This is a genomic window from Mycobacterium sp. SMC-2 (assembly GCF_025263485.1).
GTDB lineage: Bacteria > Actinomycetota > Actinomycetes > Mycobacteriales > Mycobacteriaceae > Mycobacterium.
The window spans coordinates 3,800,565-3,823,451 of record NZ_CP079863.1; the positions used below are offsets into that span (position 1 = coordinate 3,800,565).

Genomic DNA, 22,887 nt, shown 5'->3' on the forward strand with positions numbered 1-22,887 from the left:
TAGTGGCGATCGCACGGGCGGCGTAGCCGGGCGTGGCGGGTCGCCACCATCGGATTCAGCTCCGGGACGCGAAGAAGACGGCGGCCCTGCGGATCGAGTCCTCGACGGGTTCGGGCGTCCAACCGAGTTCGCGTTCCGCCTTGCCGTGGTCGAGCGGGGACATCAGTTCGGCCATGCGCATTCCCACGTAGGCGAACGGCAGGTCGCGGCCCAGCAGGCCCGCCGCCGCGTCGTTGACCCGCGCACCGGCGCGCAGCACGGACATCGGGATGCCGATGCGCGGCGGCCTCCGGCCGACGGCCGTCGCGGCGATCTCGTGCAGCTCCCGGACGCTCATGTAGCGGTCGGAGACGATGTAACGCTCACCGTTACGCCCCCGCTCCGCCGCGAGAAGCATTGCCCTGGCGGCATCTTCGATGCCCACCACTTCGGACGAGTAGCCGAAATAGAACGGGAACCTTCCGGTGGCGACGAGCGCAAGCAAGGAGCCGTGCGGGGTCGGCGCCCAGTCGCCCGGGCCGTACGTGGTGGATATGCACATCGCCACCGCCGGCAATCCCTTGTCCCGCGCGTACGACAGCAGCAGGTCTTCGCCGGCCACCCGCGCCTGAATGTAGGGGCCACCCTGGTCCCAGTTGTGCGGATCGTCCTCGGTGACCGGCTTGGTGTCGCTGATCGCCAAAGTGCCTGTGGTGCTGGTGTAGACGAACCTCTCGAGGTCGGCGTCAAGGGCCGCATCGAGAACGTGCCGCAGCCCTTCGACGTTGGTGCGAAACAACGGCGCCGGGTCCCGCAACCACATCCGGGCGTCAACGACGCAGTAGTACACGACGTCGCACCCGGTCATCGCCGCGCGCAGGGCCTGGTCGTCGAAGACATCCCCGTAACAACGCTCGACATCGAGGTCGTCGATCCCCTTGGTAGAGCTGGTGCGCCGCAACATGACTCGCACGTCGGCGCCCGCGGCCGCGAGCTGCCGGGTGACATGCGATCCCAGGAAGCCGCTCGCTCCGATCACCAGCTTCTTTCTGGCACCCATCAGCGGTCGATCCACTTCATCTGCGCGTCGGCATGGTGGCCGCCCATGGGCGGGGTGAGTCGGTCGAGCCGGGACAGTTGGTCGGGTGTCAGCTCGACGGCGTCGGCACCGACGTTCTCCTCGAGTCTCGTCACACGCTTCGTTCCCGGAATCGGCACGACGTCGGGGCCTTTCGCCAACAGCCAGGCCAGGGCGACCTGAGCGGGGGTGGCACCGACCTCGGCGCTGATGTTCCGCAGTTCATCCGCGCTCTTCAGGTTGTGCTCGAAGTTCTCGTCGAAGAACCGCGGGTTGGTCTTGCGGTAGTCGCCGTCGGGCAATCCCTCGGTGGAGCGGATGGCGCCGGTGAGGAAGCCGCGGCCCAACGGCGAGTAGGCCACGAACCCGATCCCCAGTTCGCGCAGCAGCGGCAATATCTCGTCTTCCTGGTCGCGCGTCCACAGCGAATACTCCGATTGCACGGCGGTGATGGGATGCGCCGCGTGTGCCCGCCGGATGGTGTTCACGCCGACCTCCGAAAGGCCGATGTGCCGGATCTTCCCGGCGGCGACCAGTTCCGCCAATGCCCCGACCGTGTCTTCGATCGGGGTCTCGCGGTCGAGGCGGTGCTGGTAGTAGAGATCGATGCGATCCGTTCCGAGCCTTTGCAGCGAACCGTCCACGGCGATACGGATATTGGCGGGGCTGCTATCGAGACCGTTGCGGCCCGTGTGGGAGATCAGGCCGAACTTGGTGGCCAACACCACCTGATCGCGCCGGCCCTGCAGGGCGCGGGCGACCAGTTCTTCGTTGACGTATGGGCCATACACCTCGGCGGTGTCGATGAGCGTGACACCCAGGTCGATGGCGCGATGAACCGTGCGGATCGACTCGGCGTCGTCGCTGCCGGCGCCGGCGTAGGCCACCGACATGCCCATCGCACCCAGGCCCAGGCGGCCGACCTCCAGGTCGGCGAGGCGAGCTTGTTTCATGGCGTCATTGTGCGCTCGGCGACTTCCCGCCATCTGGCGGGTACCGTTGCGCGAGTGCACCGCATCGATCTTGGCGCGATCCGATGGACGACGTAGAAACCGCGCGACCGGCCCGCAATCTGGCGGTGGATTTCTACCGCGCGTCGGGCGTGGTGGCCATCGTGCTGGGCCACTGGTTGGCCGGTTCCGTGACCTACCACGACGGGCAATTCGGCCGCGAGAACCCGCTGCTCGACATGCCCTGGACGCAATGGCTCACCTGGATTTTCCAGGCGGTTCCGGTGTTCTTCTTCGTGGCCGGATACGCCGGCGCGGTGTCGTGGGCGCACCGCCGCGACGCCGACAGTTTCTCGCGTCAGGACTGGATTCGGCACCGACTGGCTCGGGTGCTGGGACCGACGACGGTCTATGTCGCGCTGGTGTCGGCGGTCGTGTTGGTCCTCCACGCCCGGCGGGTACCCGGCACGGTGCTGGAATACGCGGGCTGGGCGGTGGCCATGCACCTGTGGTTCCTCGCCGTGTACGTGCTAGTGGTGTCACTGACGCCGATTGCCGTTGCGGCGCATAGGCGTTGGGGCCTCAGGGTGCCGGTGGCGCTGGCCGCGGGGGTCGTGCTGATCGACATCGTGTCGCTCGCGGGCCATGTCCCCTATGTCGGCGCGCTGAACTACCTGCTGTGCTGGGGCCTGCTCTATCAGCTCGGGATCGCCTGGCACGGCGGGCTGTTGACCGGCCGCAGACCGGTGCTGCTCGCCACCGGTTCGGCCGTCACCCTGGCGTTGTTGATCCGCTTCGGACCGTATTCCGTCAGCATGATCGGCGTTCCGGGCGAAGCGATCGAGAATACGACGCCCCCCACCGTGGCGATGATGGCCTTCGCGTGCACCCAAGCCGGACTGGCGATGGCGCTCGCGGCGACACTCGACCGGGCCCTGCGCCACCGCCCGGTGCAGCGCGTGTTGTCCACTGCCAATGACAACGTGATGGCTCTCTACCTGTGGCACATGATTCCGGTTGTCATCGTCGCCATCGTCGCTTATCCGGCCGGGCTGATACCGCAACCACCCGAGGGTTCGGGGGCGTGGTGGCTGGTCCGGCTGGAGTGGATCACGATCCTGGGCGTGGTGACGGCCGTCGAACTGCTGCTGCTGTGGTGGCAGCGGCGGTTCTTCGCTGTCCCGCTGCCCACATTCGGCCTGCCGCTCGGCGATCGCTGGGCCGAGGCGATCATGTTGGCCGGCGCCGTCCTGGCCGCCGTTGGGCTGCACCTGTTGGCGCAGGGCGGCTTCGCGCCGTACGGGCGGTTCTCGTGGCCGACCGCGGCGGTGTTCGCCGCCGGGGTGGTGTTGGTGGCGGTGCGGCCCAAATCCCGGGACACGGTCGGTTCCGGCAACCGACTTACGACCCCTTGACAGGGGTCGTAGTGCCCTGGCCTGGGCGGCAGTCACGGAGAAACGTTTCCCGCAAGGGCTCGGATTACTTGCGCAGTTGAGCCTAGGCTAGACGGAAGCACCCTCGCTAAGGGAGTACACAGATGTCACACGCTACGCTCCACACCACCCCCGCCCCTCAGCAGCGCGCGCAGGATGCGCAGCTTCTCAAGGAGTCCGGAGTACACAAGCTCGTCATCGCCGACCGCGACGGCAACTGCTTGGCGTTCCTATTGGCTTGGGACAGCTTCGACTATGACCCCGAGACGGACACTTATGTGTGCGTCGCGGACGGCGATGGCAGAGAGCTCATGACCGTGTACACCGCCGGCGAAGTCAAGCCGGCAGCCGATCCACACACCTACGTCGTCACGGCGCCGGAGAGGTTCGGCGGCCCCCGACCGCTGTAGAGCCCGCCCGAGGGCCTGGCCGGCTCACGGCAGCTTCTGGCACGCCTGTGGCAGGTTGAAGCATGCGGAATTCCGCGTGCGACCGGATCGCCCGCCGGCACTGAACAGCCGGCGGATCGAGGCGCTTGACGCCGGGCGATATTCCACGGCCCATGGCACAGCCTCATGAGACCTTGACATCGCGGAGCTTATGATAGACCGTTCGTACGGTTAGTTTAAGCCGAAGGGTGGACGATGCCCCGACCTGGTAGGCGTGGCGAGATCTTCGACGCGTTTGTCCGCTATGTCGCCGAACGCGGCTACGACAGAACGAATATGGGCGACATCGCCGACGAGCTGGGGATGTCGAAGGGCACCATCGTTCATCACTTCGGGACCAAGGCGCAGATGTTGCGGGAGCTCGAAGAAACGCACCTCGCGCGCCAACTCGACGCGCTGCAGATGGCATGGGCCCGACTCGCCGCACCGCACGAACGCATCGCCGCAATCATTTACACCTCCGCACTGCTGCAAGTGGTCGCCCGCGACGCCACCGTGGCAAGCCAGCGCGAGGTGGTTCAGTTGTCCGACGATCCCGCGATGCAGCAAGTGCGCAAGTTGCGGCATCAGTTGCAAAGCCTCGCGATTGACGAGATTCGCAGCGGGATGGACAGCGGCGTGTTCCGAAGCGTCGACGTCGAACTGGCGGCACTACTGCTGTGGGGATCGCTGCCGTGGATGTGGGTGTGGTTCGATCCCGGCGATTCCCGCACACCCGAACAAGTCGGCGCGGCTTTCGTCGACGTGTTCCTCGGCGGACTGCTGCTCGACCGCCTAGGGCTCAGCAAGTGGGCCAGCCCTTCCGCGGAGGTCGTCTCGGTGGTGCGCGAATGCCTTACCGCGGTCACGAGCCCCACAGACTGACCGCTTAGCCGCGGATGCCTTGCGCGGGGCGGCAATTGGCCCCGGCCACTGCCCGTCCGATGGGCCAGGTCTTGCTTAGCCGGCTTTCGTCGACCGCGACATAGCGAGGCCCAGACACTGTACGGCAGGTCGGTTTACGCCCCGAAAATGTCTCCTATGCGCTCACCCGCGCCACGGTTCGGGCGCGCGCCGGCCACTCTTGACTGCTCAAAATGCCTGGTAATGGCGGGATATGCGAAAAACGCCGCGAGAATCTTTCCCGATGGCTTCAGGGGCGAAGTCCGCTGCCGGTGTTGGTTATTGACTGACCGTACGGTCTAATGCCATAGTGGTGCGTGGCGCAAACTAGGGCGGCATGGAGCCGAAGGCTGGGGTCTCAGAGTGCCGAAGGGGAGGAACAGCTGGTCGACCGGTGTCGGGAATCAGGTGATGCGGCAGGCCACAAGTGGCACCGAGCGTGGTTGCACAAACACCGAAAGCAAACAACTCACAAATCTTTATCTGTCTCTATTCGAGCGAAACACACTGTGATTAATAGCTTTTCACCGGACCTCTGCTCGACGAACCGGCCTGCGAATCGCGATCACGGGCACCGGCGCGATCCCCAGCCCACAACCATCTGTCTCCCGCTTGAAGGACCGGCGGAGACAACCCGACTCCTTGCGCGGTCACGTCAGGGGCGGCGCGGATGACCACCTCGCACGTAGTTGCCAGCAAAGTGGCCAGCAGGCTTCGGCCCGGCACCGAGGTGGCCGGCGGGTTCTTCCGCATGTGCGTGCTGACCGGAAAAGCGCTCAGGCGGCCCTTCGAGTGGCGCGAGTTCATCTGGAACGGCTGGTTCCTCATGCGGGTGTCGCTGCTGCCCACCATCGCGGTGTCCATCCCGGAAACCGTGCTCCTCATCTTCACGCTCAACCTCCTGCTGGCCGAGATCGGCGCCAGCGACGTCTCCGGCGCCGGTGCCGCGATCGGCGCCGTCACCCAGCTCGGCCCGATCGTCACGGTGCTGGTGGTCGCCGGCGCGGGCGGCACCGCCATCTGCGCCGACCTCGGCGCGCGCACCATCCGCGAGGAAATCGATGCGCTGGAGGTGCTGGGCATCGACCCGATCCACCGGCTGGTGGTGCCGCGCGTGGTCGCCTCGACCCTGGTCGCGGTGCTGCTCAACGGGCTCGTGGTCGCCGTCGGCCTCGGGGGCGGCTACCTGTTCAGCGTGTACCTGCAGAACGTCTCGAGCGGCGCCTACCTCTCCACGTTGACGGCGCTCACCGGCCTTCCCGAGGTGGTGATCGCCTTTATCAAGGCCGCGACATTCGGCCTGATCGCCGGCTTGGTCGGCTGCTATCGCGGGCTGATCGTCCGCGGCGGGTCCAAAGGCCTGGGCACCGCCGTCAACGAGACGGTGGTGCTGTGTTTCATCGCGTTGTTCGCGGTCAACGCGGCCCTGACCACCATCGGCGTCCGATTCGGGACGGGGCACTGACATGGCCACGGTCGCGGCACTACGCGTTCGCTTCCCCCGGACTTCCGCCGTCCTGATTCGATACGGGGACGTCCCGTCCCGGCCACTGCTCGAGATCGGGCAGATGGTCTGGTTCGCCGTGATCGCAGTCGGGCAGATCCCGTTCGCCGTCCACCGCTACCGCCGGGAGCTGCTGCGAATGGTTGCCCAGATGGGGATGGGCACCGGCGCGATGGCGGTGGTCGGTGGCACCGCCGCCATCGTCGGCTTCATCACCCTGTCCGCGGGCTCACTGGTGGCCATCCAGGGTTACGCGACCCTGGGCAACATCGGTGTCGAGGCATTCACCGGGTTCTTGGCCGCACTAATCAATGTGCGGTTTGTGGCGCCGGTGGCCGCCGGTCAGGCGCTGGCCGCCACGGTCGGCGCCGGCGCCACCGCCGAACTGGGCGCCATGCGCATCAGCGAGGAGATCGACGCGCTCGAGGTGATGAGTATCCGGTCGGTCGCCTACCTGGCATCCACCCGGGTGGTGGCGGGTCTGATCGTCATCGTCCCGCTCTACGGGTTGGCGATGACCATGGCCTTCCTGTCCCAGCAGGTCACCACGGTTTTCTTGTACGGGCAGTCCATCGGCACGTACAACCACTACTTCCACACATTCCTGCGCCTCAACGACGTGGGCTGGTCGTTCGCAGAGGTGATCCTGGTTGCGGTGGTCGTGATGACCACCCACTGCTACTACGGCTACAACGCCACCGGCGGGCCGGTGGGCGTCGGTGAAGCGGTCGGCCGGGCGATGCGGCTGTCATTGATCACGATCGTTGTGGTCGTCGTGCTGACCGCGATGGCGGTCTACGGCAAGACCCCGAACTTCAACCTCACCGTGTAGCCCGCCAATGACAACCCCGGCCCCGCAACTCAAAGAGAACCCGCGACGCATCCCGCCGTACCGGACCGCGGCGTTGGTCTTCCTGATGGTCTTCGCGGCGGTGCTGGGGTTCGTGTGGTTGCAGTTTCGCGGCGATCTCACGCCGACGACCCAGTTGACGATGTTGGCTCCGCGCGCCGGTTTGGTCATGGACCCGGGGTCGAAGGTCACCTACAACGGCGTGGAAATCGGCCGGGTGGCCAACATTTCGGAGATCGAGCGTGACGGCACACCGGCGGCAAAGTTCGTCATGAACGTGAATCCGAAGTACATCGAGCTGATCCCGGCGAACGTGGACGCCAACATCAAGGCCACCACGGTGTTCGGTAACAAGTATGTGTCGTTGACGTCGCCGAAAAAGCCTACGCCACAACGTATCACATCGCAGCACGTGATTGACGCGAGGTCGGTGACGACGGAGTTCAATACGCTGTTCGAGACGCTCACCTCGATCACGGAGAAGTTGGATCCGGTCAAGGTCAACCTGACGCTGGCCGCGGCCGCGCAGGCGCTGACCGGGTTGGGCGACAAATTCGGACAGTCGATCGTCAACGCCAACGCCATCCTCGACGACATCAATCCGAGAATGCCGCAGATTCGGCACGATATTCAACAGATCGCGGCCGTGGGCGACATCTACACCCACGCCGCGCCCGATCTGCTCGACTCCCTCGACAACGCGGTGATCACCGCGCGCACGCTGCACCGGCAGGAAGCCGACCTGGATGCCGCGTTGTTGGCCGCGGCCGGGCTGGGCAACACCGGCGAAGACATCTTCGCCCGCGGCGGGCCCTACCTGCAGCGGGGCGCCGCCGATCTGGTGCCCACGGCTCAGCTGTTCGACACCTACAGTCCCGAGATCTTCTGCACCATCCACAACTACTACGACGAAGAACCACATGCCTACGAGACGACGGGCGGCGGCAACGGCTACGCGCTGAGAACCATGACCGAACTGACGTCAGGGTTGGGAGGCATACTCACGCTTCCGGGGTTGGCCGGCACGGCGGCCAGCATGGGGCTCCTGGGACTGGCCGGGCTGGTCGGCGGGGCGCCGAATCCCTTTGTGTACCCGGACAATCTGCCGCGGGTGAACGCCCACGGCGGGCCGGGGGGTGCACCCGGTTGCTGGCAGGCCATCAGCCATGACCTGTGGCCGGCTCCGAGTCTGGTGGTCGACACCGGCGCCAGCCTCGCGCCCTACAACCATCTGGAAACCGGCTCACCGTACGCGATCGAGTACGTGTGGGGCCGTCAAGTCGGGGACAACACGATCAACCCATGAAAATCACCGGCTCCGCTATCAAGCTCGGCATCGTCTCGCTGGTGCTGGCGCTGATCACCGTCTCGATCGTCGTGGTGTTCGCTCAGATGCGCTTCAACAGCACCAACACCTACACCGCGGAGTTCAGGAATGCCACCGGGCTGAAGAACGGCCAATTCGTCCGCGCCGCCGGAGTGGAGATCGGCAAGGTCAAATCGGTGCGGCTGGTCGACGGCGGCCAGCGGGTACGGGTGGACTTCGATGTCGACCGCTCGGTAAACCTTTACCAGTCGACGACCGCGCAGATCCGCTATCTCAACCTGTTCGCCGACCGCTACCTGGAACTCAAGCGCGGCGAGGGCGATGGCGCCGACCGGGTCCTGCCACCGGGCGGGTTCATCCCCCTGTCCCGAACGTCACCGGCGCTGGATCTCGACGCCCTGATCGGCGGTTTCAAGCCATTGTTCCGGGCGCTCGATCCGGAAAAGGTCAACACCATCGCGTCGGCCATCATCACCGTGTTTCAGGGTCAGGGCGGCACCATCAACGACATCCTCGACCAGACCGCCCGGCTGACCGCGCACATCGCTGAACGCGACCAGGCGATCGGCGAGGTCATCAAGAACCTGAACATCGTGCTCGACACCACGGTCAGGCATCGCAAGGAGTTCGACCAAACCGTCGACAACTTCGAGAGGTTGATCACCGGCCTGCGAAACCACGCCGACCCGCTGGCCGCAGGCACCGCGAACATCAGCAACGCCGCCGGAACGGTGGCCGACCTGCTCGCCGACAACCGCGCTCTGCTGCACAAGGAGATCAACTACCTGCAGGCTCTTCAGCAGCCGCTCGTCGACCAACGCGACCAGCTCGGCGATCTGATCCATAGAACGCCGACCGCGCTCAACCTGATCGGACGCAGCATCGGGCTCTACGGCGACTGGGTGAACTTCTACGTCTGCGATCTCACGATCAAGTGGAACGGGCTGCAGGCCGGCGGCCCGGTACGCACGGTCCGGATTTGGCAGCAGCCCACCGGTAGGTGCACGCCGCAATGAGAACACTGACGGAATTCAACCGCAACCGGGCCGGGCTCATGGGCATCACCGTGCTGGTGCTCGTCGTCGCCGTCGGCCAAAGCTTCACCAGTATCCCGATGATGTTCGCCAGCCCGGCCTACTACGGGCAGTTCACCGACACCGGTCAACTCAACAAGGGCGACAAGGTGCGCATCTCCGGCGTGAACGTCGGCAAGGTGGAAGGGTTCGATATCGACGGCGACCACGTCGTCATCAAGTTCTCCATCGGCCCCAACACCATCGGCAGCGAGAGCCGGCTCGCGATCAAGACCGACACCATCCTGGGTAAGAAGGTGCTCGAGATCGAGCCGCGGGGAACGCGGGCGTTGCGGCCCGGGGCGGTGTTGCCGCTGGGCCAAAGCACCACTCCTTACCAGCTTTACGACGCGGCCTTCGACGTCACCAAGGCCGCCACCGGCTGGGACATCGACACCGTCAAGGAGTCGCTGAATGTCTTGTCGCAGACCGTCAATCAGACCTACCCGCATCTGAGTGCCGCACTCGACGGTCTGACGAAATTCTCCGACACCATCGGTAAACGCGACGAACAGATCAAGCACCTACTAGCTCAGGCCCACCAAGTGGCCAGCGTTCTCGGTGACCGCAGCGAGCAAATCAACCGGTTGTTGGTCAACGCGAAGACGCTGCTGGTCGCGTTCAACGAACGTAGCCGCGCCATCGGCACCCTGCTGCAGAACATTTCCGCCTTCTCGGCCGAGGTGCAGGGGTTCATCAACGACAACCCGAACCTCAACCCCGTGCTGGAGCAGTTGCGTGCCATCAGCGACGTACTGGTGGCACGCAAAGACGACCTGGCTCAAACCCTCACGTATGTCAGCCAATTCGCCGCGTCGCTAGGCGAATCCGTCGCGTCAGGACCGTACTTCAAGATAGTCCTGTCCAACCTGCTGCCGTACTGGATCTTGCAGCCGTTCGTCGACGCCGCCTTCAAGAAGCGCGGTATCGACCCGGAGGACTTCTGGCGCAGCGCGGGGCTTCCGGAGTTCCGCTGGCCCGACCCCAACGGCACCCGGTTCCCCAACGGGGCGCCGCCGCCCGCGCCCCCGGTGCGCGAAGGTACGCCCGATCACCCGGGACCGGCCGTCCCGCCCGGAACGGCATGTTCGTACACGCCACCGGCCGACGCGCTGCCGCGGCCGTGGAACCCGCTGCCCTGCGCGGGTGTTGACGCCGGCCCGTTCGGCGGCGGTTTCCCGGCGCCCATCGACGTCGCGACTTCGCCGCCGAACCCGAACGGCCTGCCACCGACACCGGGAATCCCGATCGCCGGGCGGCCAGGCGAACTTCCACCGGATGTCCCGGGCACGCCGGTGCCGCTGCCCGCCCAAGCACCGCCGGGCGCACGCACCGAAAACCTGCAACCCGCCGGCCCCACTCCCCCGCCGTCGACGTTCGCGCCGGGGCTACCGCCCGGGCCGCCAGCGCCGCCGGGACCCGGGCAGCAGTTGCCGGCACCGTTCATCAACCCCGGCGGCACGGGAGGCAGCGGCATCACGGGAGGTAGCCAGAATTGAGCAGCGTCTTCCATATCCGCAAACTGCGCCCCCGGACTCTCATCGGAGCGCTGGTGGTGCTGGTGGCCCTGGTCGCCGGGGTGGTCGGCTGGCAGCTGTACCAGAAGTTGACCACCAACACCGTAATCGCTTACCTCCCAACGGCGAACGCACTCTATTCCGGGGACAAAGTACAGATCATGGGCGTTCGCGTGGGCGCGGTCGACAAGATCGAGCCGGCCGGCGACAAGATGAAGGTGACGTTCCACTACCAAAACAAGTACAAGGTGCCCGCCAACGCGTCCGCCGTGGTCGTCAACCCCACTCTGGTGGCGTCGCGGAGCATCCAGTTGGAGCCACCCTACAAAGGTGGCCCGGTGATGGGCGACAACGCGGTGATCCCGATCGAGCGCACGCAGGTGCCGACGGAGTGGGACGAACTACGCGAGAGCGTCGCCAACATCATCTCCAAACTCGGCCCAACGCCCGAGCAACCCAAGGGCCCGTTCGGTGAAGCCATCGAGTCGTTCGCGGACGGGCTGTCCGGCAAGGGCAAACAGATCAACACCACGCTGGACAGCCTGTCGCGGTCGTTGACCGCGCTGAACGAGGGCCGTGGCGACTTCTTCGCGGTGGTGCGCAGCCTGGCGCAGTTCGTCAACGCCCTGCACAAAGACGACCAACAGTTCGTCGCGCTGAACAAGAACCTGGCCCAGTTCACCGACAACTTGACCGGGTCCGATCGCGATCTCGCCACGGCGATACAGCAATTCGACAGCCTGCTCTCCACGCTGCGCCCGTTCTTGGACAAGAACCGCGAGGTCCTCACCCATGACGTCGACAACCTCGCCAATCTCACCACCACGCTGGTCCAACCCGACCCGCTGAACGGGCTGGAGACCGCTCTGCACGTCCTGCCGACGCTGGAGACCAACCTCAGCCAGATCTACCACCCGTCACACGGGGCCGTCATGTCCATCCCGGCCATCCCGAACTTCACCAACCCAATGCAGTTCTTCTGCAGCATGATTCAGGCCGGCAGCCGGCTCGGCTATCAGGAATCCGCCGAACTGTGTGCGCAATACCTGGCGCCGATCCTCGATGCGATCAAGTTCAACTACCTGCCGTTCGGGCTGAATGCGTTCAGCACCGCCGAGGCGCTGCCCAAGGAAGTCGCCTACTCCGAGCCCCGGCTGCAGCCGCCCAACGGGTACAAAGACACCACGGTGCCCGGGATATGGGTGCCCGATACGCCGCTGTCGCACCGCAACACGCAGCCCGGCTGGGTCGTCGCGCCGGGCATGCAGGGCACACAGGTGGGGCCGGTCACGGGCGGCCTGTTGACCCCCGAGTCTCTGGCCGAATTGATGGGCGGGCCGGACGCCCCGCCCCCGCCGCCGGGGCTGCAGACCCCGCCGGGACCGCCGAACGCCTACGACGAGAACCCGGTGGTACCGCCGATCGGCTTGCAGGCCCCGCAGGTGCCGATTCCGCCACCGCCGCCGGGACCGGGTGTGGTTCCGGGTCCGGTCGCGCCGACACCGGCGGCCGCGTCTACGGGGGCGGGATCGTGATGGGCGCCTTGGTTATTCGGCTCCGGCACCGGGCGTGGAAGGGGCTGGCCGTGTTGAGCGCCGCGGCGGTGCTGACGTCCTGCGCAAAATGGCACGGAATCGCGAACGTGCCGATGCCCGGCGGCCCGGGCTCTGGGCCCGGCTCCTACACCGTCTACGTGCAGATACCCGACACGCTGGCCCTCAACGACAACAGCCGCGTGCGGGTGGCCGATGTCTTCGTCGGCACGGTGCGGGCGATCGAACTCAAGAACTGGGTCGCGACGCTGACGCTGCGTCTGGGCAAGAACGTCAAGTTGCCCAAGAACGCGACCGCCAAGATCGGGCAGACCAGCCTCCTCGGTTCTCAGCACATAGAGCTCGCGGCGCCGCCCAACCCATCCCGGGAGCTGCTGAGGGACGGCGACACCATCCCGCTGAAAAATGCGTCCACTTATCCCACGACCGAGCAGACGCTGGCAAGTCTCGCCATCGTGCTGCGCGGAGGAGGCATCCCGAACCTCGAGGTGCTGCAGAACGAGCTCTACAACATCGTGAACGGGCGGGCCGACCAGATCCGTGCCTTCCTCGGCAAGCTGGACACCTTCACCGCGCGACTCGACGAGCAGCGCGCCGACATCACCCGGGCCATCGATTCCACGAACCGGTTGCTGGCCTACGTGGGCCCCCGCTCGGACGTTTTGGATCGGGTCCTGACCGAATTCCCGCCACTGCTCAAACATTTCGCCGACAAGCAGGACCTTCTGATCAATGCGGTTGACGCGACGGGACGGCTGAGCCAGGTTGCCGACCAATACCTGTCGGCCTCGCGCGGCGACCTGCACCAGGACCTGTTGTCGCTGCAGTGCCCGTTGCGGGAATTCGGCCGCGCCGCACCCTATCTGATTCGCGCACTCAAGCTGATCCTCGTCCGGCCGTTCGACATCGACGCCGTGCCCAAGGCATTCCGCGGCGACTACTTCAACCTGTCGCTGACGCTCGACCTGACCATGAGCGCGGTCGACAACGCGGTCCTTACCGGGACCGGGTTCTCCGGGGCGCTACGCGCGCTCGAGCAATCGTGGGGCCGCGACCCCGAGTCGATGATCCCCGATGTCCGGTACACGCCGAACCCCAACGACGCCCCGGGCGGGCCGCTGGTCGAAAGGGCGGACCGGCAATGCTGACCCGATTCATCAAGCGTCAGCTGGTCATGTTCGCCATCCTGACCGCGATCACCGCGGTGGCGCTGGGCTGGTACTACTTGCAGATTCCCAGTGCGGCAGGGATCGGCCAGTACACGCTGAAGGCCGACCTGCCCGCGTCGGGCGGGCTGTACAAGACCTCCAATGTGACCTATCGCGGCGAAACCATCGGCACCGTGACCGCGGTCGAGCCGACCGCGACGGGCGCGCGAGTGACCATGAGCATCGGTGACCGCTATCGAATCCCGATTGACGCGTCGGCGAACGTGCATTCGGTGTCGGCGGTCGGTGAGCAGTATCTGGATTTGGTCTCGGTGGGTAACCCGCGACAATACTTCTCGCCGGGCCAGACCATCACCAAGGGCACCGTGCCCACCGAGATCGGGCCGGCGCTGGACGCCGCCAACCGCGGGCTGGCCGTGCTGCCCAAGGACAAGATCGCCTCGCTGCTCGACGAAACGGCCCAAGCGGTAGGCGGATTGGGCCCCGCGCTGCAACGACTGGTCGATGCGACGCAGGCGATCGCCGGAGACTTCAAAACCAACATCTCCGATGTCGATGACATCATCCAAAACTCCGGGCCGATCCTCGATAGCCAGGTCAACTCCGGTGATTCGATCGAGCGCTGGTCGCACAACCTGAACATCCTGGCCGCCCAGAGCGCGGAAAACGACCAGCACGTGCAAAGCATTCTGACCCAAGGGGCGCCGACCGCCGATCAGGTCAACGAGGTGTTCAGCGACGTCCGCGAGTCGCTGCCACAGACACTGGCGAATCTCGAGATCGTGCTCGAGATGCTCAAGCGCTACCACAAGGGCGTCGAGCAACTGCTGGTCGCCTACCCGCAGGGCGCCTCGGAGGGCCAAACAGTGACGTCGGCCTTCCCGGGCTACGCGTCGCTCGGCACCTCGCTGACGATCAATCAACCGCCGCCATGCCTGACCGGGTTCCTCCCGGCGTCGCAGTGGCGGTCTCCCGCGGATACCAGCCTGGCGCCGATGCCGGCCGGAACCTATTGCAAGATCCCACAGGACACTCCCGCCAACGCCGTGCGCGGCGCACGCAACCTTCCGTGTGTCGACGTCCCCGGTAAACGCGCTGCGACGCCACGGGAATGCCGCGACCCCAAACCGTATGTTCCGCTGGGCACCAACCCGTGGTACGGCGACTCGAACCAAATCCTGACCTGTCCGGCACCCGCGGCGCGCTGCGACCAACCGGTGAAGCCCGGCCTGGTGATACCCGCGCCGTCGGTCAACAACGGCCTCAACCCGGCACCCTCCGACCGGGTGGCCGGGACGCCGCCTCCGATCAGCGATCCGCTGCAACGGCCTGGGTCGGGAACCGTCGAATGCAATGGGCAGCAACCCAATCCGTGCGTCTACACACCCGGCGGACCGCCCCCGGCCGTCTACACCCCACAGAGCGGCGAACTGGTTGGGCCCGACGGGGTCAAGTACGCGGTCGAAAACTCGAGCAAAACGGGAGACGACGGATGGAAGGACATGCTGGCGCCGCCGGCCAGCCGATGAACACAGATCGGAGCGAAATGCGGGAAGTCATTGGCCTGGGCCAACTTCGGAGTGATGCGTGTGCGTATCTCGAGCGGGTTGCCGCCGGGGAGACGATCGACGTCGTCCGTCGCGGCAAACTGGTGGCCCGGATCGTATCCGTCGGCGACTGGAGGGTGGCTCCGATCCCGGCGCGATCTGTCCAAGCCGCGGCGTCGGACTCAGGTGGCTGGGTCGGACTCGACGAACTGCGCACGCGTGCCGGGCGCTGCTTCGACCGGGTCGCGGCCGGGGAAACGCTCAGCGTGGTGCGAGGCGGCAGGTTGCTGGCGCAGATCGTGTCGGCCGGTGAGGCGGACACGACCTCGACCCCGGCGGACACCCGTGGCGGGATCGAGCTCGACGAACTGCGAAAGCGTGCGGGACGCTATTTCGATCGGGTTGCGGCAGGGCAGACCATCGAGGTCACCCGTGGCGGCAGGCCGGTTGCTCGCATCGTGTCCGTCGCCTAGGAACGACGCCCGCGGTCGCTCCCCCACACCACCGGGAGGCTTTGCGGCGGAGCACCCGTCGCCGGCCGGTAAACGTCAGGCGGATTCTGCCGGCCGGGCGACGATCACGGGTATCCGGACCGAGTGCAGGACCGCGTTGCTGACCGATCCCAAAAGTAGGCCCGACAGGCCGCCCCGCCCGTGACTGCCCACGACGAGAAGTTGGGCGAATTGCGACTTCTCGGCAAGCTGCCGGGCAGGCATGTCACGTTCGATCAATCGCTGCACCGCCACATCGGGATAGCGCTCCTGCCAGCCCGCAAGGTTTTCGGCGAGGCTGCGTTGCGCCTCCTCTTCCAGTGACGACCAATCCGCTTCCGGGAGTTCGGTTATCCCTATGTCGCTCCAGGCGTGCAAGGCCATCAGCTCGACCCCCCGGCGGGAAGCCTCGTCGAACGCGATCGCGGTCGCGAGGTCCGAAGCCGGCGAGCCGTCGATTCCCACCAGGACGGGGGCATCCTGCTTGTCCGGCAGCCCGTCGCCATGGACGACGGCGACCGGACAATGCGCGTGCCGCACCACGGTCGCACTGACCGAACCCAGCACGCCGCGGGCCAGCAGTCCCCGCCCGGCCGTGCCCACAACGATCATCTCGGCCTCTTCGGACATCTTGATCAGCGCCAGCGCCGGGCTGGAATACACGAGTTCCCTGTGGATGGCGACCGCACGGTCCGCCGGGAGAACCTCCTGGGCGAGCTTGATGGCGTGCATGATCGCCTTCTTGCCCTCGTCTTCCAGCCGCACCGCCAGAGATTCCGGGTACGGGACCGGTGGCCAGGTGGCGCTGGGCGTCGTCACCGCGTGCACGACGGTCAACGGAATTTTCCGCATCGCCGCCTCGCGGGCGGCCCAGGTCGCCGCGGCGTTCGATGCCGGCGAGCCGTCGACCGCGACAACGATGCCGCGCTGTTGGTCGGGTGCTGACATGTCGTTCTCCCTCCATCAAGAGCGACGCTACAAACCCGCGGGGTCGTGGTCGTGGGGCTTAAGTCCCTAACCTACGGGACCGACGGCTTTCGCCGACGCTGGTTAAGGCCGCCGTAACGCCATGGTCACTCGCCGGTGAACGGGTTGAACGACAGGGGAAGAGCGCTCTGTGAGATTGTCTCAGCCGAAAAGGCCTTGCCCGATGTAGTGACCTTCTTCGGGCGCGGGCGGCACCGCGAAGATTGCTGAGCCGATGTGGCGGATGTATTCGTTCAGCAAGTCGTGGGCGCCCAACCGGTTTTGCAGGCGAACAAAAGCTTGCGGATCTTTCTGGTACGAGATGAACAGCAGGCCGGCGTTGAGTTGGCCGTTGGCGTCGAGACCGTCGGTGTAGTTGTAGGACCGGCGCCGGATCATGATGCCGTCGTCGTTCTCCCGGGCGGCCAGGGCGATGTGGGACATGGGGTCGATGAGCGGATTTCCGTCGGCGCCCTTGGCGGCGAAGTCGGGGGTATCGAATTCGCGCTTGCCGCTCAGCGGCGCCCCTTCTTCTTTAGTGCGACCGAAGATCCGCTGCTGGTTGCCGATGCGGTCGACGTCCCACGTCTCGAGCAGCATCCGGATCTTGCGCACGACCTGATACGTTCCGCCGTTCATCCACGGCTGGTCGCTGTCGTCGACCCAGACGAATCGGTCGTACTCCGCATCCGTGCCGATGTTGCGTGTCCCGTCCTTGAAGCCCAGGAGATTTCGCGGGGTGTGCTGGCCCGGGCCGGCCGAGGCGCGCCCGAATCCCAGCACGGCCCAAGACGGCGAGACGGTGTCGCGGCCCAGGCGGGCCAGGTTCCGCACGGCGTGGTAGCAGACCTGAGGGTCGTCGGCGCAGGCTTGCACGGACAGGTCGCCGCCGCGCAGGCGCGGGTCAAGGTTGTCCCCGTTCAGCGGCGGCAAATCGGTGAACACGGCGGGCCGCCGCGGGGCGAGTCCGAACCGATCGTCGAACAGCGACGGCCCCAACCCGATTGTGACGGTGAGACTGGCCGGACTCAGCCCAAAGGCCTCCCCGGTGTCAAAGGGCGGCTGCACCTCGACCTGTGGCTGCACGGTGCCGACGGGCTTCCCCCGCTGCAGGATTGCGGCCGCGGCCGACCAGCGCGCCAGCAGGGTTTGCAGCTCGGGGCGGCCGGCGCCGGCCGCCAGCGAGAAGGACATGAACATGGCGTAACGCTGTGGCGGCGTGGCGATTCCGCCCTGATGCAGCTGGCCGTAAAAGGGGTAGCTGTGACGCAAGTCGACGTTGTCGTCCCCCCCACCGTTGCGTCCGGCGGCCAGCGAGTGACCCGCCAAGCCTCCCCCAGCGGCGCCGACCGCCGTACCGGTAAGCCCGGCCAGCATGGCGCCGCCGAGCACGCGGCGGCGCGAAACCGCTGCGGCTTCATCGGGTTCCGTCGTGTCGTTGGTCACGGTCAGCTCGCAGACACTACTTTCGGGGCGACCGTCGACAGGCTCTGGTGCAGCGGCTGGATGACCGCGGTCAGCTTTGGCGCGTCGGTGACCTTCAGCGCGGTGGCGTAGGTGCGAAATCCGCCCAGCGCGGACGGGTCACGATAGCCGTCCAGCGTGGCGAGCACGATCTGGAATTGCCGATCGATCTGGTTGACCAGATTGGCGTCGATCTTTTCCAGGCCCGGCCGCAGCGACGCGTAGGCCTGCTGAGCGCCTTCCACGTTGCCCGAGAAGTCAACCAGGTCAATATGACTGAAGGCCTCTTCCTCACCGGTGATCTTGGTGTTCTGGATCTCCTCGACGAGGTCGCTGGCGCCGTTGGCCAAATCTTCGGGCGCGTATTGCAGCAGCGCGACGACAGCATTCAGCTTGATGACATTGCCGACCAATTCGGAGCTGAAGGCCAAGGTGGCGGGGGTGATTGCCCCGCGCTGCCATAGGTCGCGCTCGATGGCGTGGAAACCCTTCCAGCCCACCTTGGCGTCCACGGGAGTGGACTCGCGCATGTCGATTAGGTAGTCGTAACTCCCGGCATTGTCGCCGACGGCGAAGCCCATCACGATGAAGCCCCCGACGGCGGATTCCGAACGCTCCCAGAAGAGCCGGGCTTTGGCATAAGCGGCCTTCGCGGCGTCAAGGTCGCGCGAGTGCAGGGCAGCATCGAGTGCCTTGACGCCATCACCGAGCTGACCGATCTGCTTGACGATGTACGCCGCGTAGTTCTTGGTGCCCTCGTTGAGGATGCTCGCGACGGCGCCCGTCAGTCCCGCCGGCGCCCGGCCCGTCACCGTCAACGTCTGGTATTCGTTGCTCGCGCCGGGGCAGTACAGCTGATACGAGCCGCCGTCGAGGGTGACGGTGAAGGAAACCGGGTCCAGGCCCGGAGCGAGGTCTTCTTTCTCGCCGACGATCCGCTGGTCCCTGAGCAACTCGACTTCGCTGATCCCGGGTGCGTTCGTGTTAACCACCGTGAAGGTCACCGGGCCGGCCGGCACGGTGGCGAGGTCGAGCGCGCAGCCTTCTCTGCCGGCGTTGTTGGCCATGGTGACCTTCACCGCGTTGGTGCCGCCGGGTTTACCGGGTTCGGCGTGGCCCGCGTCGCCGCTTTCGTGACTGCAGGCGGATGCTGCGACTGCGAGCAACACCGCGGCGGCCGCGCAAAACCCGGGAGGACGGCGCGTTCCGGCCTGACGCCCGCCGGTCACGGGACCGGCTGTGTCACGAAGTCGATGAGTTCCTCGACGCGTCCGATCAGCGCCGGCTCGAGGTCATTCCAGTCGCGCACCCGGGAACGGATATTGCGCCAGGCCCTGGCGATGTCCGCCTGGCTGGCGTGCGGCAGGCCGAGCGCCCGGCACGCGCCGTGCTTCCATTCGATGTGCCGCGGCACATCCGGCCAGGCCGCCAAGCCGAGCCGCTGGGGTTTCACGGCCTGCCAGATGTCGACGTAGGGATGCCCGACTACCAGGGTGTCGGTGCCGCCGGGGCCCCGCCGCACCGCCTCGGCGATCCGCGCCTCCTTTGACCCTGCGACGAGGTGATCGACGAGCACGCCAAGCCGCCGCCCCGGACCGGGTGCGAAGTCCAGCACGATGTCCACCAGGTCGTCCACGCCGCCGAGGTGCTCGACGACGACACCCTCGATCCGCAGGTCGTCCCCCCACACCTGCGCGATGAGTTCGGCGTCGTGGCGGCCCTCGACGTAGATGCGGCTGGCGCGCGCGACCCGGGCTCGGGCACCCGGCACGGCGACCGAGCCGGACGCCGTCCGCGTGGTAGCGGCAGGCGTCGTACGGCGCGGCGCGGTGAGGATCACCGGACGGCCCTCGAGCAAATAGCCAGGGCCCAAAGGGAACCCGCGCACGTGCCCGCGCCGGTCTTCCAGGTCGACCCGCCCGTACTCGACTCTCACGACCGCGCCGACATACCCGGTCTGCGCGTCCTCGACCACCAGGCCCAGGTCGGCTGGGTGCTCGGTCGAGCGGGGCTTGCGCCGGCCCGCGGCGAGGACATCGGTTCCATAGCGATCGGCCACGCGGCAATACTAGAAAGCCTTGCGGCCAAACGCCGTTACGGCGCGCCCGCTGGAACAGCATCGTGGCGAAGATCGCTCTCGCAGTCCGCGCCGCCACCGGGTAAAAAATGTGTTTTAACTGTGTGGCGTTACTGAGCAGATGACGTTGCCGATGGTACGTTGCTAGTTGTAAGAACTGCCGCACATTCTCAACATCGCGGCGGTGAGCGAGGTGGGACTATGGACCTGGCCCATTGGGTGTCGAGCATTGTGGCCTTCGTGCGGGCCGGCTATCCCGCCGGCATGCCGCCGTCCAGATATGCGCCCGTGGCGGCCTTGGCTCGCCGACGACTTTGCGACGACGAGATCAGCGCCATCGCAAGCAAACTCATGAAGCGTCAATTCTGGCCGATCAACCCAGTCGATATCGGCGTGGAAATCATTCGTGTCTCCAACCAGTTGCCGTTGCCTGCTGACGTGCAGCGCGTCGAACATCGCCTCGACGAGATCCGCTGCGCGCGTGGATGAGCGTCACCGCGGGATCTGATTCTGCTCAAGGGCCGCCTTTCACCGGGCCGCCGCACGCGGTTAGATAGTCCGGGTAGCTCCACGTCCGCAGAAACTGTTGGCCCGCCTGCAATCCTCGTTGATAGAGGGCGTCACGTTCCTCGGCGCTGATTTCGAAGTCGATCGGGCTGACCTCTTCGGCGGGAACGAAGATAGTGCGGCGCACCGTGCACGGATCATCGATGTAGGCGTTGTCCTGATTGCTGACCAGTGTCTCAATCGCGGCGATTCCCAACGATACTGGCCCATGAACGGGGCGGGTGGGCGGAATGCCGGGACGCGCGGACAGGCGGATCCCGAATGTCGGCCATCGCGGCTCCGCGCCGGGGCGGTCGAACAATTCCACCGGGAAATCGGACAGCAAGCCGCCGTCGACCCAGGTGGCGCCGCCCACCCTGACGGGTTGGAACACATACGGAATCGCCGATGAGGCGTGCACGGCGCGGGCCACCGAAAAGTCGTCGGGGTCGATCCCATAGGAAGCGAGATCCCACGGGATGCGCACCAGCCGGCGGCGGGACAGGTCACTGGCCGTCACCACGAGCGACCAGGCGAACTGCTCCGGCTCCTCACCGGTGCGCAAGTCACCGAATGTCCGCACACCCAAGTCAGCGAGCAAACCGGCGAGCAGCCGTTCCAAGTAGGCCCCGCAGTAGACACCGTCGGACACCAGCAGGGACAGCCCCCCACCGATCAGTGGCACGTGCCCGATCAGGCTGCGATCCAGGAACTTCCGGTAGTCGATGGACCGCATCACTTCTGCGAGCTGGCTCAGCGGTTCACCCGCGACCTGTAACGCCGCTACCAGTGCCGCGACGACCGCGCCCGCGCTGCTACCCGCCACGCGGGGGAACCGGTAGCCGGCGCCGGACAGCGCATCGACTGCACCGACCAGCCCGATCCCCCGGACGCCGCCGCCCTCACACACCAGATCGGCGCGGGATATGCTCACGTCCGCCACCATATCCCTTACCCCCTCAACAGATTCGCCGGCCATCCACGCCGAAGAAGTGCAGGTGCCCCGGTTCCGGATGCAGGCGCACCCGGCTGCCCTTCTCGGGCGGCCGGCGCGCGTCGGCGCGTGCGACGACGGGCTGGTCGATGACCTTGCCGGAGCCGGTAATTCGGCCATAGAGGTAGGCGTCCGCCCCAAGCTCCTCGACCACGTCGACCTCCATCTCGACGCCCTGGCCGCCCAGCTCGAAGTGCTCGGGGCGGACCCCCACCACGACTTCGCTCGCGGTAGCGGCGAGTTCGCGCGGTAGCGGGATCGGCCAATCCCCCAACGACACAGCGGAATCGGCGATCGGCAAGGTGAACAGGTTCATCGCCGGCGACCCGATGAAACCCGCGACGAAGACGTTGGCCGGGTTGCGGTACAGCTCGCGCGGCGCGGCGAACTGTTGCAGCACACCGTCGCGCAAAACCGCGACGCGGTCCCCCATGGTCATCGCCTCGACCTGGTCGTGGGTGACGTAGACGGTGGTGGTGCCGAGCCGCCGTTGCAGCGCCGCGATCTGGTTACGGGTTTGGACGCGCAGTTTGGCATCGAGGTTCGACAGCGGCTCGTCCATCAGGAAGACCTGCGGGCGGCGCACGATGGCGCGGCCCATCGCCACCCGCTGGCGTTGCCCACCGGAGAGGTCCTTCGGCTTGCGGTCCAGATATGGCTGCAGGTCAAGCAGTTTCGCCGCGTCCAGGACACGGTCGCGAATGTCGGCCTTCGGTGTCTTGGCGATTTTCAAGGCGAAGCCCATATTCTGCGCCACCGTCATGTGCGGGTAGAGCGCGTAATTCTGGAAAACCATCGCGACGTCGCGGTCCTTGGGATCGACGGTGGTGACGTCGCGGTCGCCAATCCGGATCCGCCCGGAGTCCAGCGTTTCCAGCCCGGCCACCATGCGGAGCGAGGTCGTCTTGCCGCATCCGGAGGGACCGACGAGCACGACGAACTCGCCGTCGCCGACTTCCAAGTCGAGACTGTCCAGGGCCGGGCGGTCCGCTCCGGCGTAACGCCGCGTCGCTTGCTCGAAAGTTACTGATGCCATGG

At 66.3% G+C, this 22,887-nt stretch carries 21 protein-coding genes; 13 read left to right on the forward strand and 8 right to left on the reverse strand.

Translation table 11 applies throughout. The annotated features are described in order from the left end of the window. Positions 1–55: 55 nt before the first annotated feature. Both KXD96_RS17785 and KXD96_RS17790 read right to left on the reverse strand, forming a co-directional pair. Complete coding sequence (locus tag KXD96_RS17785; RefSeq protein ID WP_260738268.1) at positions 56–1,039, reverse strand: NAD-dependent epimerase/dehydratase family protein; 984 nt, start codon at positions 1,037–1,039, stop codon at positions 56–58. Further along, positions 1,039–2,010: an aldo/keto reductase gene (locus tag KXD96_RS17790; RefSeq protein WP_260738272.1), complete on the reverse strand. Its 972-nt coding sequence runs from the start codon at positions 2,008–2,010 to the stop codon at positions 1,039–1,041. The genes KXD96_RS17785 and KXD96_RS17790 overlap by 1 nt, the downstream gene beginning before the upstream one ends. Positions 2,011–2,093: 83 nt before the next feature. On the opposite strand from KXD96_RS17790, the gene KXD96_RS17795 reads away from it, so the two are divergent. From KXD96_RS17795 to KXD96_RS17850, 12 genes are all read left to right on the forward strand, one after another. After that, positions 2,094–3,422: an acyltransferase gene (locus KXD96_RS17795; protein ID WP_260738274.1), complete on the forward strand. Its 1,329-nt coding sequence runs from the start codon at positions 2,094–2,096 to the stop codon at positions 3,420–3,422. A gap of 122 nt (positions 3,423–3,544) precedes the next feature. Continuing rightward, positions 3,545–3,850 carry a hypothetical protein gene (locus tag KXD96_RS17800; protein WP_260738275.1) on the forward strand — a complete coding sequence of 102 codons (306 nt, stop codon included), beginning with the start codon at positions 3,545–3,547 and terminating at the stop codon, positions 3,848–3,850. A gap of 234 nt (positions 3,851–4,084) precedes the next feature. Beyond that, positions 4,085–4,753, forward strand: a complete 669-nt coding sequence (locus KXD96_RS17805; RefSeq protein ID WP_260738278.1) for a TetR/AcrR family transcriptional regulator — start codon at positions 4,085–4,087, stop codon at positions 4,751–4,753. A 769-nt stretch (positions 4,754–5,522) separates the two neighbouring features. Next, entirely contained in the window at positions 5,523–6,236 is a 714-nt protein-coding gene (locus KXD96_RS17810; RefSeq protein WP_396878830.1) for an MlaE family ABC transporter permease, read from the forward strand. Position 6,237: 1 nt separating this feature from the next. Further along, positions 6,238–7,107, forward strand: a complete 870-nt coding sequence (locus tag KXD96_RS17815) for an ABC transporter permease (protein ID WP_260738281.1) — start codon at positions 6,238–6,240, stop codon at positions 7,105–7,107. 7 nt (positions 7,108–7,114) lie between these two features. After that, positions 7,115–8,431 (forward strand): MCE family protein, encoded by a 1,317-nt coding sequence (locus KXD96_RS17820; protein ID WP_260738283.1) that lies wholly within the window; start codon positions 7,115–7,117, stop codon positions 8,429–8,431. Beyond that, positions 8,428–9,468, forward strand: coding sequence for a virulence factor Mce family protein (locus tag KXD96_RS17825; RefSeq protein ID WP_260738285.1), 1,041 nt, complete (start codon positions 8,428–8,430; stop codon positions 9,466–9,468). The genes KXD96_RS17820 and KXD96_RS17825 overlap by 4 nt, the downstream gene beginning before the upstream one ends. Beyond that, positions 9,465–11,024: a virulence factor Mce family protein gene (locus tag KXD96_RS17830; protein WP_260738287.1), complete on the forward strand. Its 1,560-nt coding sequence runs from the start codon at positions 9,465–9,467 to the stop codon at positions 11,022–11,024. The genes KXD96_RS17825 and KXD96_RS17830 overlap by 4 nt, the downstream gene beginning before the upstream one ends. Continuing rightward, the gene (locus KXD96_RS17835; RefSeq protein ID WP_260738289.1) at positions 11,021–12,577 is read left to right on the forward strand and encodes a virulence factor Mce family protein; all 1,557 of its coding nucleotides are present in this window, start codon (positions 11,021–11,023) and stop codon (positions 12,575–12,577) included. The genes KXD96_RS17830 and KXD96_RS17835 overlap by 4 nt, the downstream gene beginning before the upstream one ends. Continuing rightward, positions 12,577–13,743, forward strand: coding sequence for a virulence factor Mce family protein (locus KXD96_RS17840; RefSeq protein WP_260738292.1), 1,167 nt, complete (start codon positions 12,577–12,579; stop codon positions 13,741–13,743). The genes KXD96_RS17835 and KXD96_RS17840 overlap by 1 nt, the downstream gene beginning before the upstream one ends. Continuing rightward, positions 13,737–15,293, forward strand: a complete 1,557-nt coding sequence (locus KXD96_RS17845; RefSeq protein WP_260738293.1) for an MCE family protein — start codon at positions 13,737–13,739, stop codon at positions 15,291–15,293. Before KXD96_RS17840 ends, KXD96_RS17845 begins: the two co-directional genes overlap by 7 nt. 17 nt (positions 15,294–15,310) lie before the next feature. After that, positions 15,311–15,784 carry a type II toxin-antitoxin system Phd/YefM family antitoxin gene (locus KXD96_RS17850; RefSeq protein WP_260738295.1) on the forward strand — a complete coding sequence of 158 codons (474 nt, stop codon included), beginning with the start codon at positions 15,311–15,313 and terminating at the stop codon, positions 15,782–15,784. A gap of 75 nt (positions 15,785–15,859) precedes the next feature. Here KXD96_RS17850 and KXD96_RS17855 read toward each other — a convergent pair whose 3' ends face one another. From KXD96_RS17855 to KXD96_RS17870, 4 genes are all read right to left on the reverse strand, one after another. Further along, positions 15,860–16,750, reverse strand: a complete 891-nt coding sequence (locus KXD96_RS17855; protein WP_260738297.1) for a universal stress protein — start codon at positions 16,748–16,750, stop codon at positions 15,860–15,862. A 180-nt stretch (positions 16,751–16,930) separates the two neighbouring features. Further along, the gene (efeB, locus tag KXD96_RS17860; protein WP_396876905.1) at positions 16,931–18,214 is read right to left on the reverse strand and encodes an iron uptake transporter deferrochelatase/peroxidase subunit; all 1,284 of its coding nucleotides are present in this window, start codon (positions 18,212–18,214) and stop codon (positions 16,931–16,933) included. A gap of 2 nt (positions 18,215–18,216) precedes the next feature. Next, positions 18,217–19,398 carry an iron uptake system protein EfeO gene (gene efeO, locus KXD96_RS17865; RefSeq protein ID WP_313901660.1) on the reverse strand — a complete coding sequence of 394 codons (1,182 nt, stop codon included), beginning with the start codon at positions 19,396–19,398 and terminating at the stop codon, positions 18,217–18,219. Positions 19,399–19,457: 59 nt separating this feature from the next. Beyond that, complete coding sequence (locus KXD96_RS17870) at positions 19,458–20,291, reverse strand: DUF3097 domain-containing protein (RefSeq protein ID WP_260738299.1); 834 nt, start codon at positions 20,289–20,291, stop codon at positions 19,458–19,460. A gap of 219 nt (positions 20,292–20,510) precedes the next feature. Between KXD96_RS17870 and KXD96_RS17875 the strand changes: the two genes are divergently transcribed. After that, entirely contained in the window at positions 20,511–20,798 is a 288-nt protein-coding gene (locus KXD96_RS17875; protein WP_260738300.1) for a DUF3349 domain-containing protein, read from the forward strand. A 25-nt stretch (positions 20,799–20,823) separates the two neighbouring features. Here the strand turns inward: KXD96_RS17875 and KXD96_RS17880 are convergent, their stop codons facing one another. Then, a complete protein-coding gene (locus KXD96_RS17880; RefSeq protein WP_260745432.1) occupies positions 20,824–21,798 on the reverse strand; it encodes a patatin-like phospholipase family protein in 975 nt (324 codons plus the stop codon). A 16-nt stretch (positions 21,799–21,814) separates the two neighbouring features. Then, positions 21,815–22,885 (reverse strand): ABC transporter ATP-binding protein, encoded by a 1,071-nt coding sequence (locus KXD96_RS17885; protein ID WP_260738303.1) that lies wholly within the window; start codon positions 22,883–22,885, stop codon positions 21,815–21,817. Between the last annotated feature and the right edge of the window lie 2 nt (positions 22,886–22,887).

Coding starts and splice junctions, on each gene's coding strand:
- KXD96_RS17800 (WP_260738275.1), top strand. CDS start 3,545: ATGTCACACGCTACGCTCCACACCACCCCCGCCCCTCAGCAGCGCGCG.
- KXD96_RS17820 (WP_260738283.1), top strand. CDS start 7,115: ATGACAACCCCGGCCCCGCAACTCAAAGAGAACCCGCGACGCATCCCG.
- KXD96_RS17795 (WP_260738274.1), top strand. CDS start 2,094: ATGGACGACGTAGAAACCGCGCGACCGGCCCGCAATCTGGCGGTGGAT.
- KXD96_RS17830 (WP_260738287.1), top strand. CDS start 9,465: ATGAGAACACTGACGGAATTCAACCGCAACCGGGCCGGGCTCATGGGC.
- KXD96_RS17850 (WP_260738295.1), top strand. CDS start 15,311: ATGCGGGAAGTCATTGGCCTGGGCCAACTTCGGAGTGATGCGTGTGCG.
- KXD96_RS17810 (WP_396878830.1), top strand. CDS start 5,523: ATGTGCGTGCTGACCGGAAAAGCGCTCAGGCGGCCCTTCGAGTGGCGC.
- KXD96_RS17805 (WP_260738278.1), top strand. CDS start 4,085: ATGCCCCGACCTGGTAGGCGTGGCGAGATCTTCGACGCGTTTGTCCGC.
- KXD96_RS17855 (WP_260738297.1), bottom strand. CDS start 16,750: ATGTCAGCACCCGACCAACAGCGCGGCATCGTTGTCGCGGTCGACGGC.
- KXD96_RS17875 (WP_260738300.1), top strand. CDS start 20,511: ATGGACCTGGCCCATTGGGTGTCGAGCATTGTGGCCTTCGTGCGGGCC.
- KXD96_RS17840 (WP_260738292.1), top strand. CDS start 12,577: ATGGGCGCCTTGGTTATTCGGCTCCGGCACCGGGCGTGGAAGGGGCTG.
- KXD96_RS17885 (WP_260738303.1), bottom strand. CDS start 22,885: ATGGCATCAGTAACTTTCGAGCAAGCGACGCGGCGTTACGCCGGAGCG.
- KXD96_RS17790 (WP_260738272.1), bottom strand. CDS start 2,010: ATGAAACAAGCTCGCCTCGCCGACCTGGAGGTCGGCCGCCTGGGCCTG.
- KXD96_RS17825 (WP_260738285.1), top strand. CDS start 8,428: ATGAAAATCACCGGCTCCGCTATCAAGCTCGGCATCGTCTCGCTGGTG.
- KXD96_RS17815 (WP_260738281.1), top strand. CDS start 6,238: ATGGCCACGGTCGCGGCACTACGCGTTCGCTTCCCCCGGACTTCCGCC.
- KXD96_RS17785 (WP_260738268.1), bottom strand. CDS start 1,039: ATGGGTGCCAGAAAGAAGCTGGTGATCGGAGCGAGCGGCTTCCTGGGA.
- KXD96_RS17845 (WP_260738293.1), top strand. CDS start 13,737: ATGCTGACCCGATTCATCAAGCGTCAGCTGGTCATGTTCGCCATCCTG.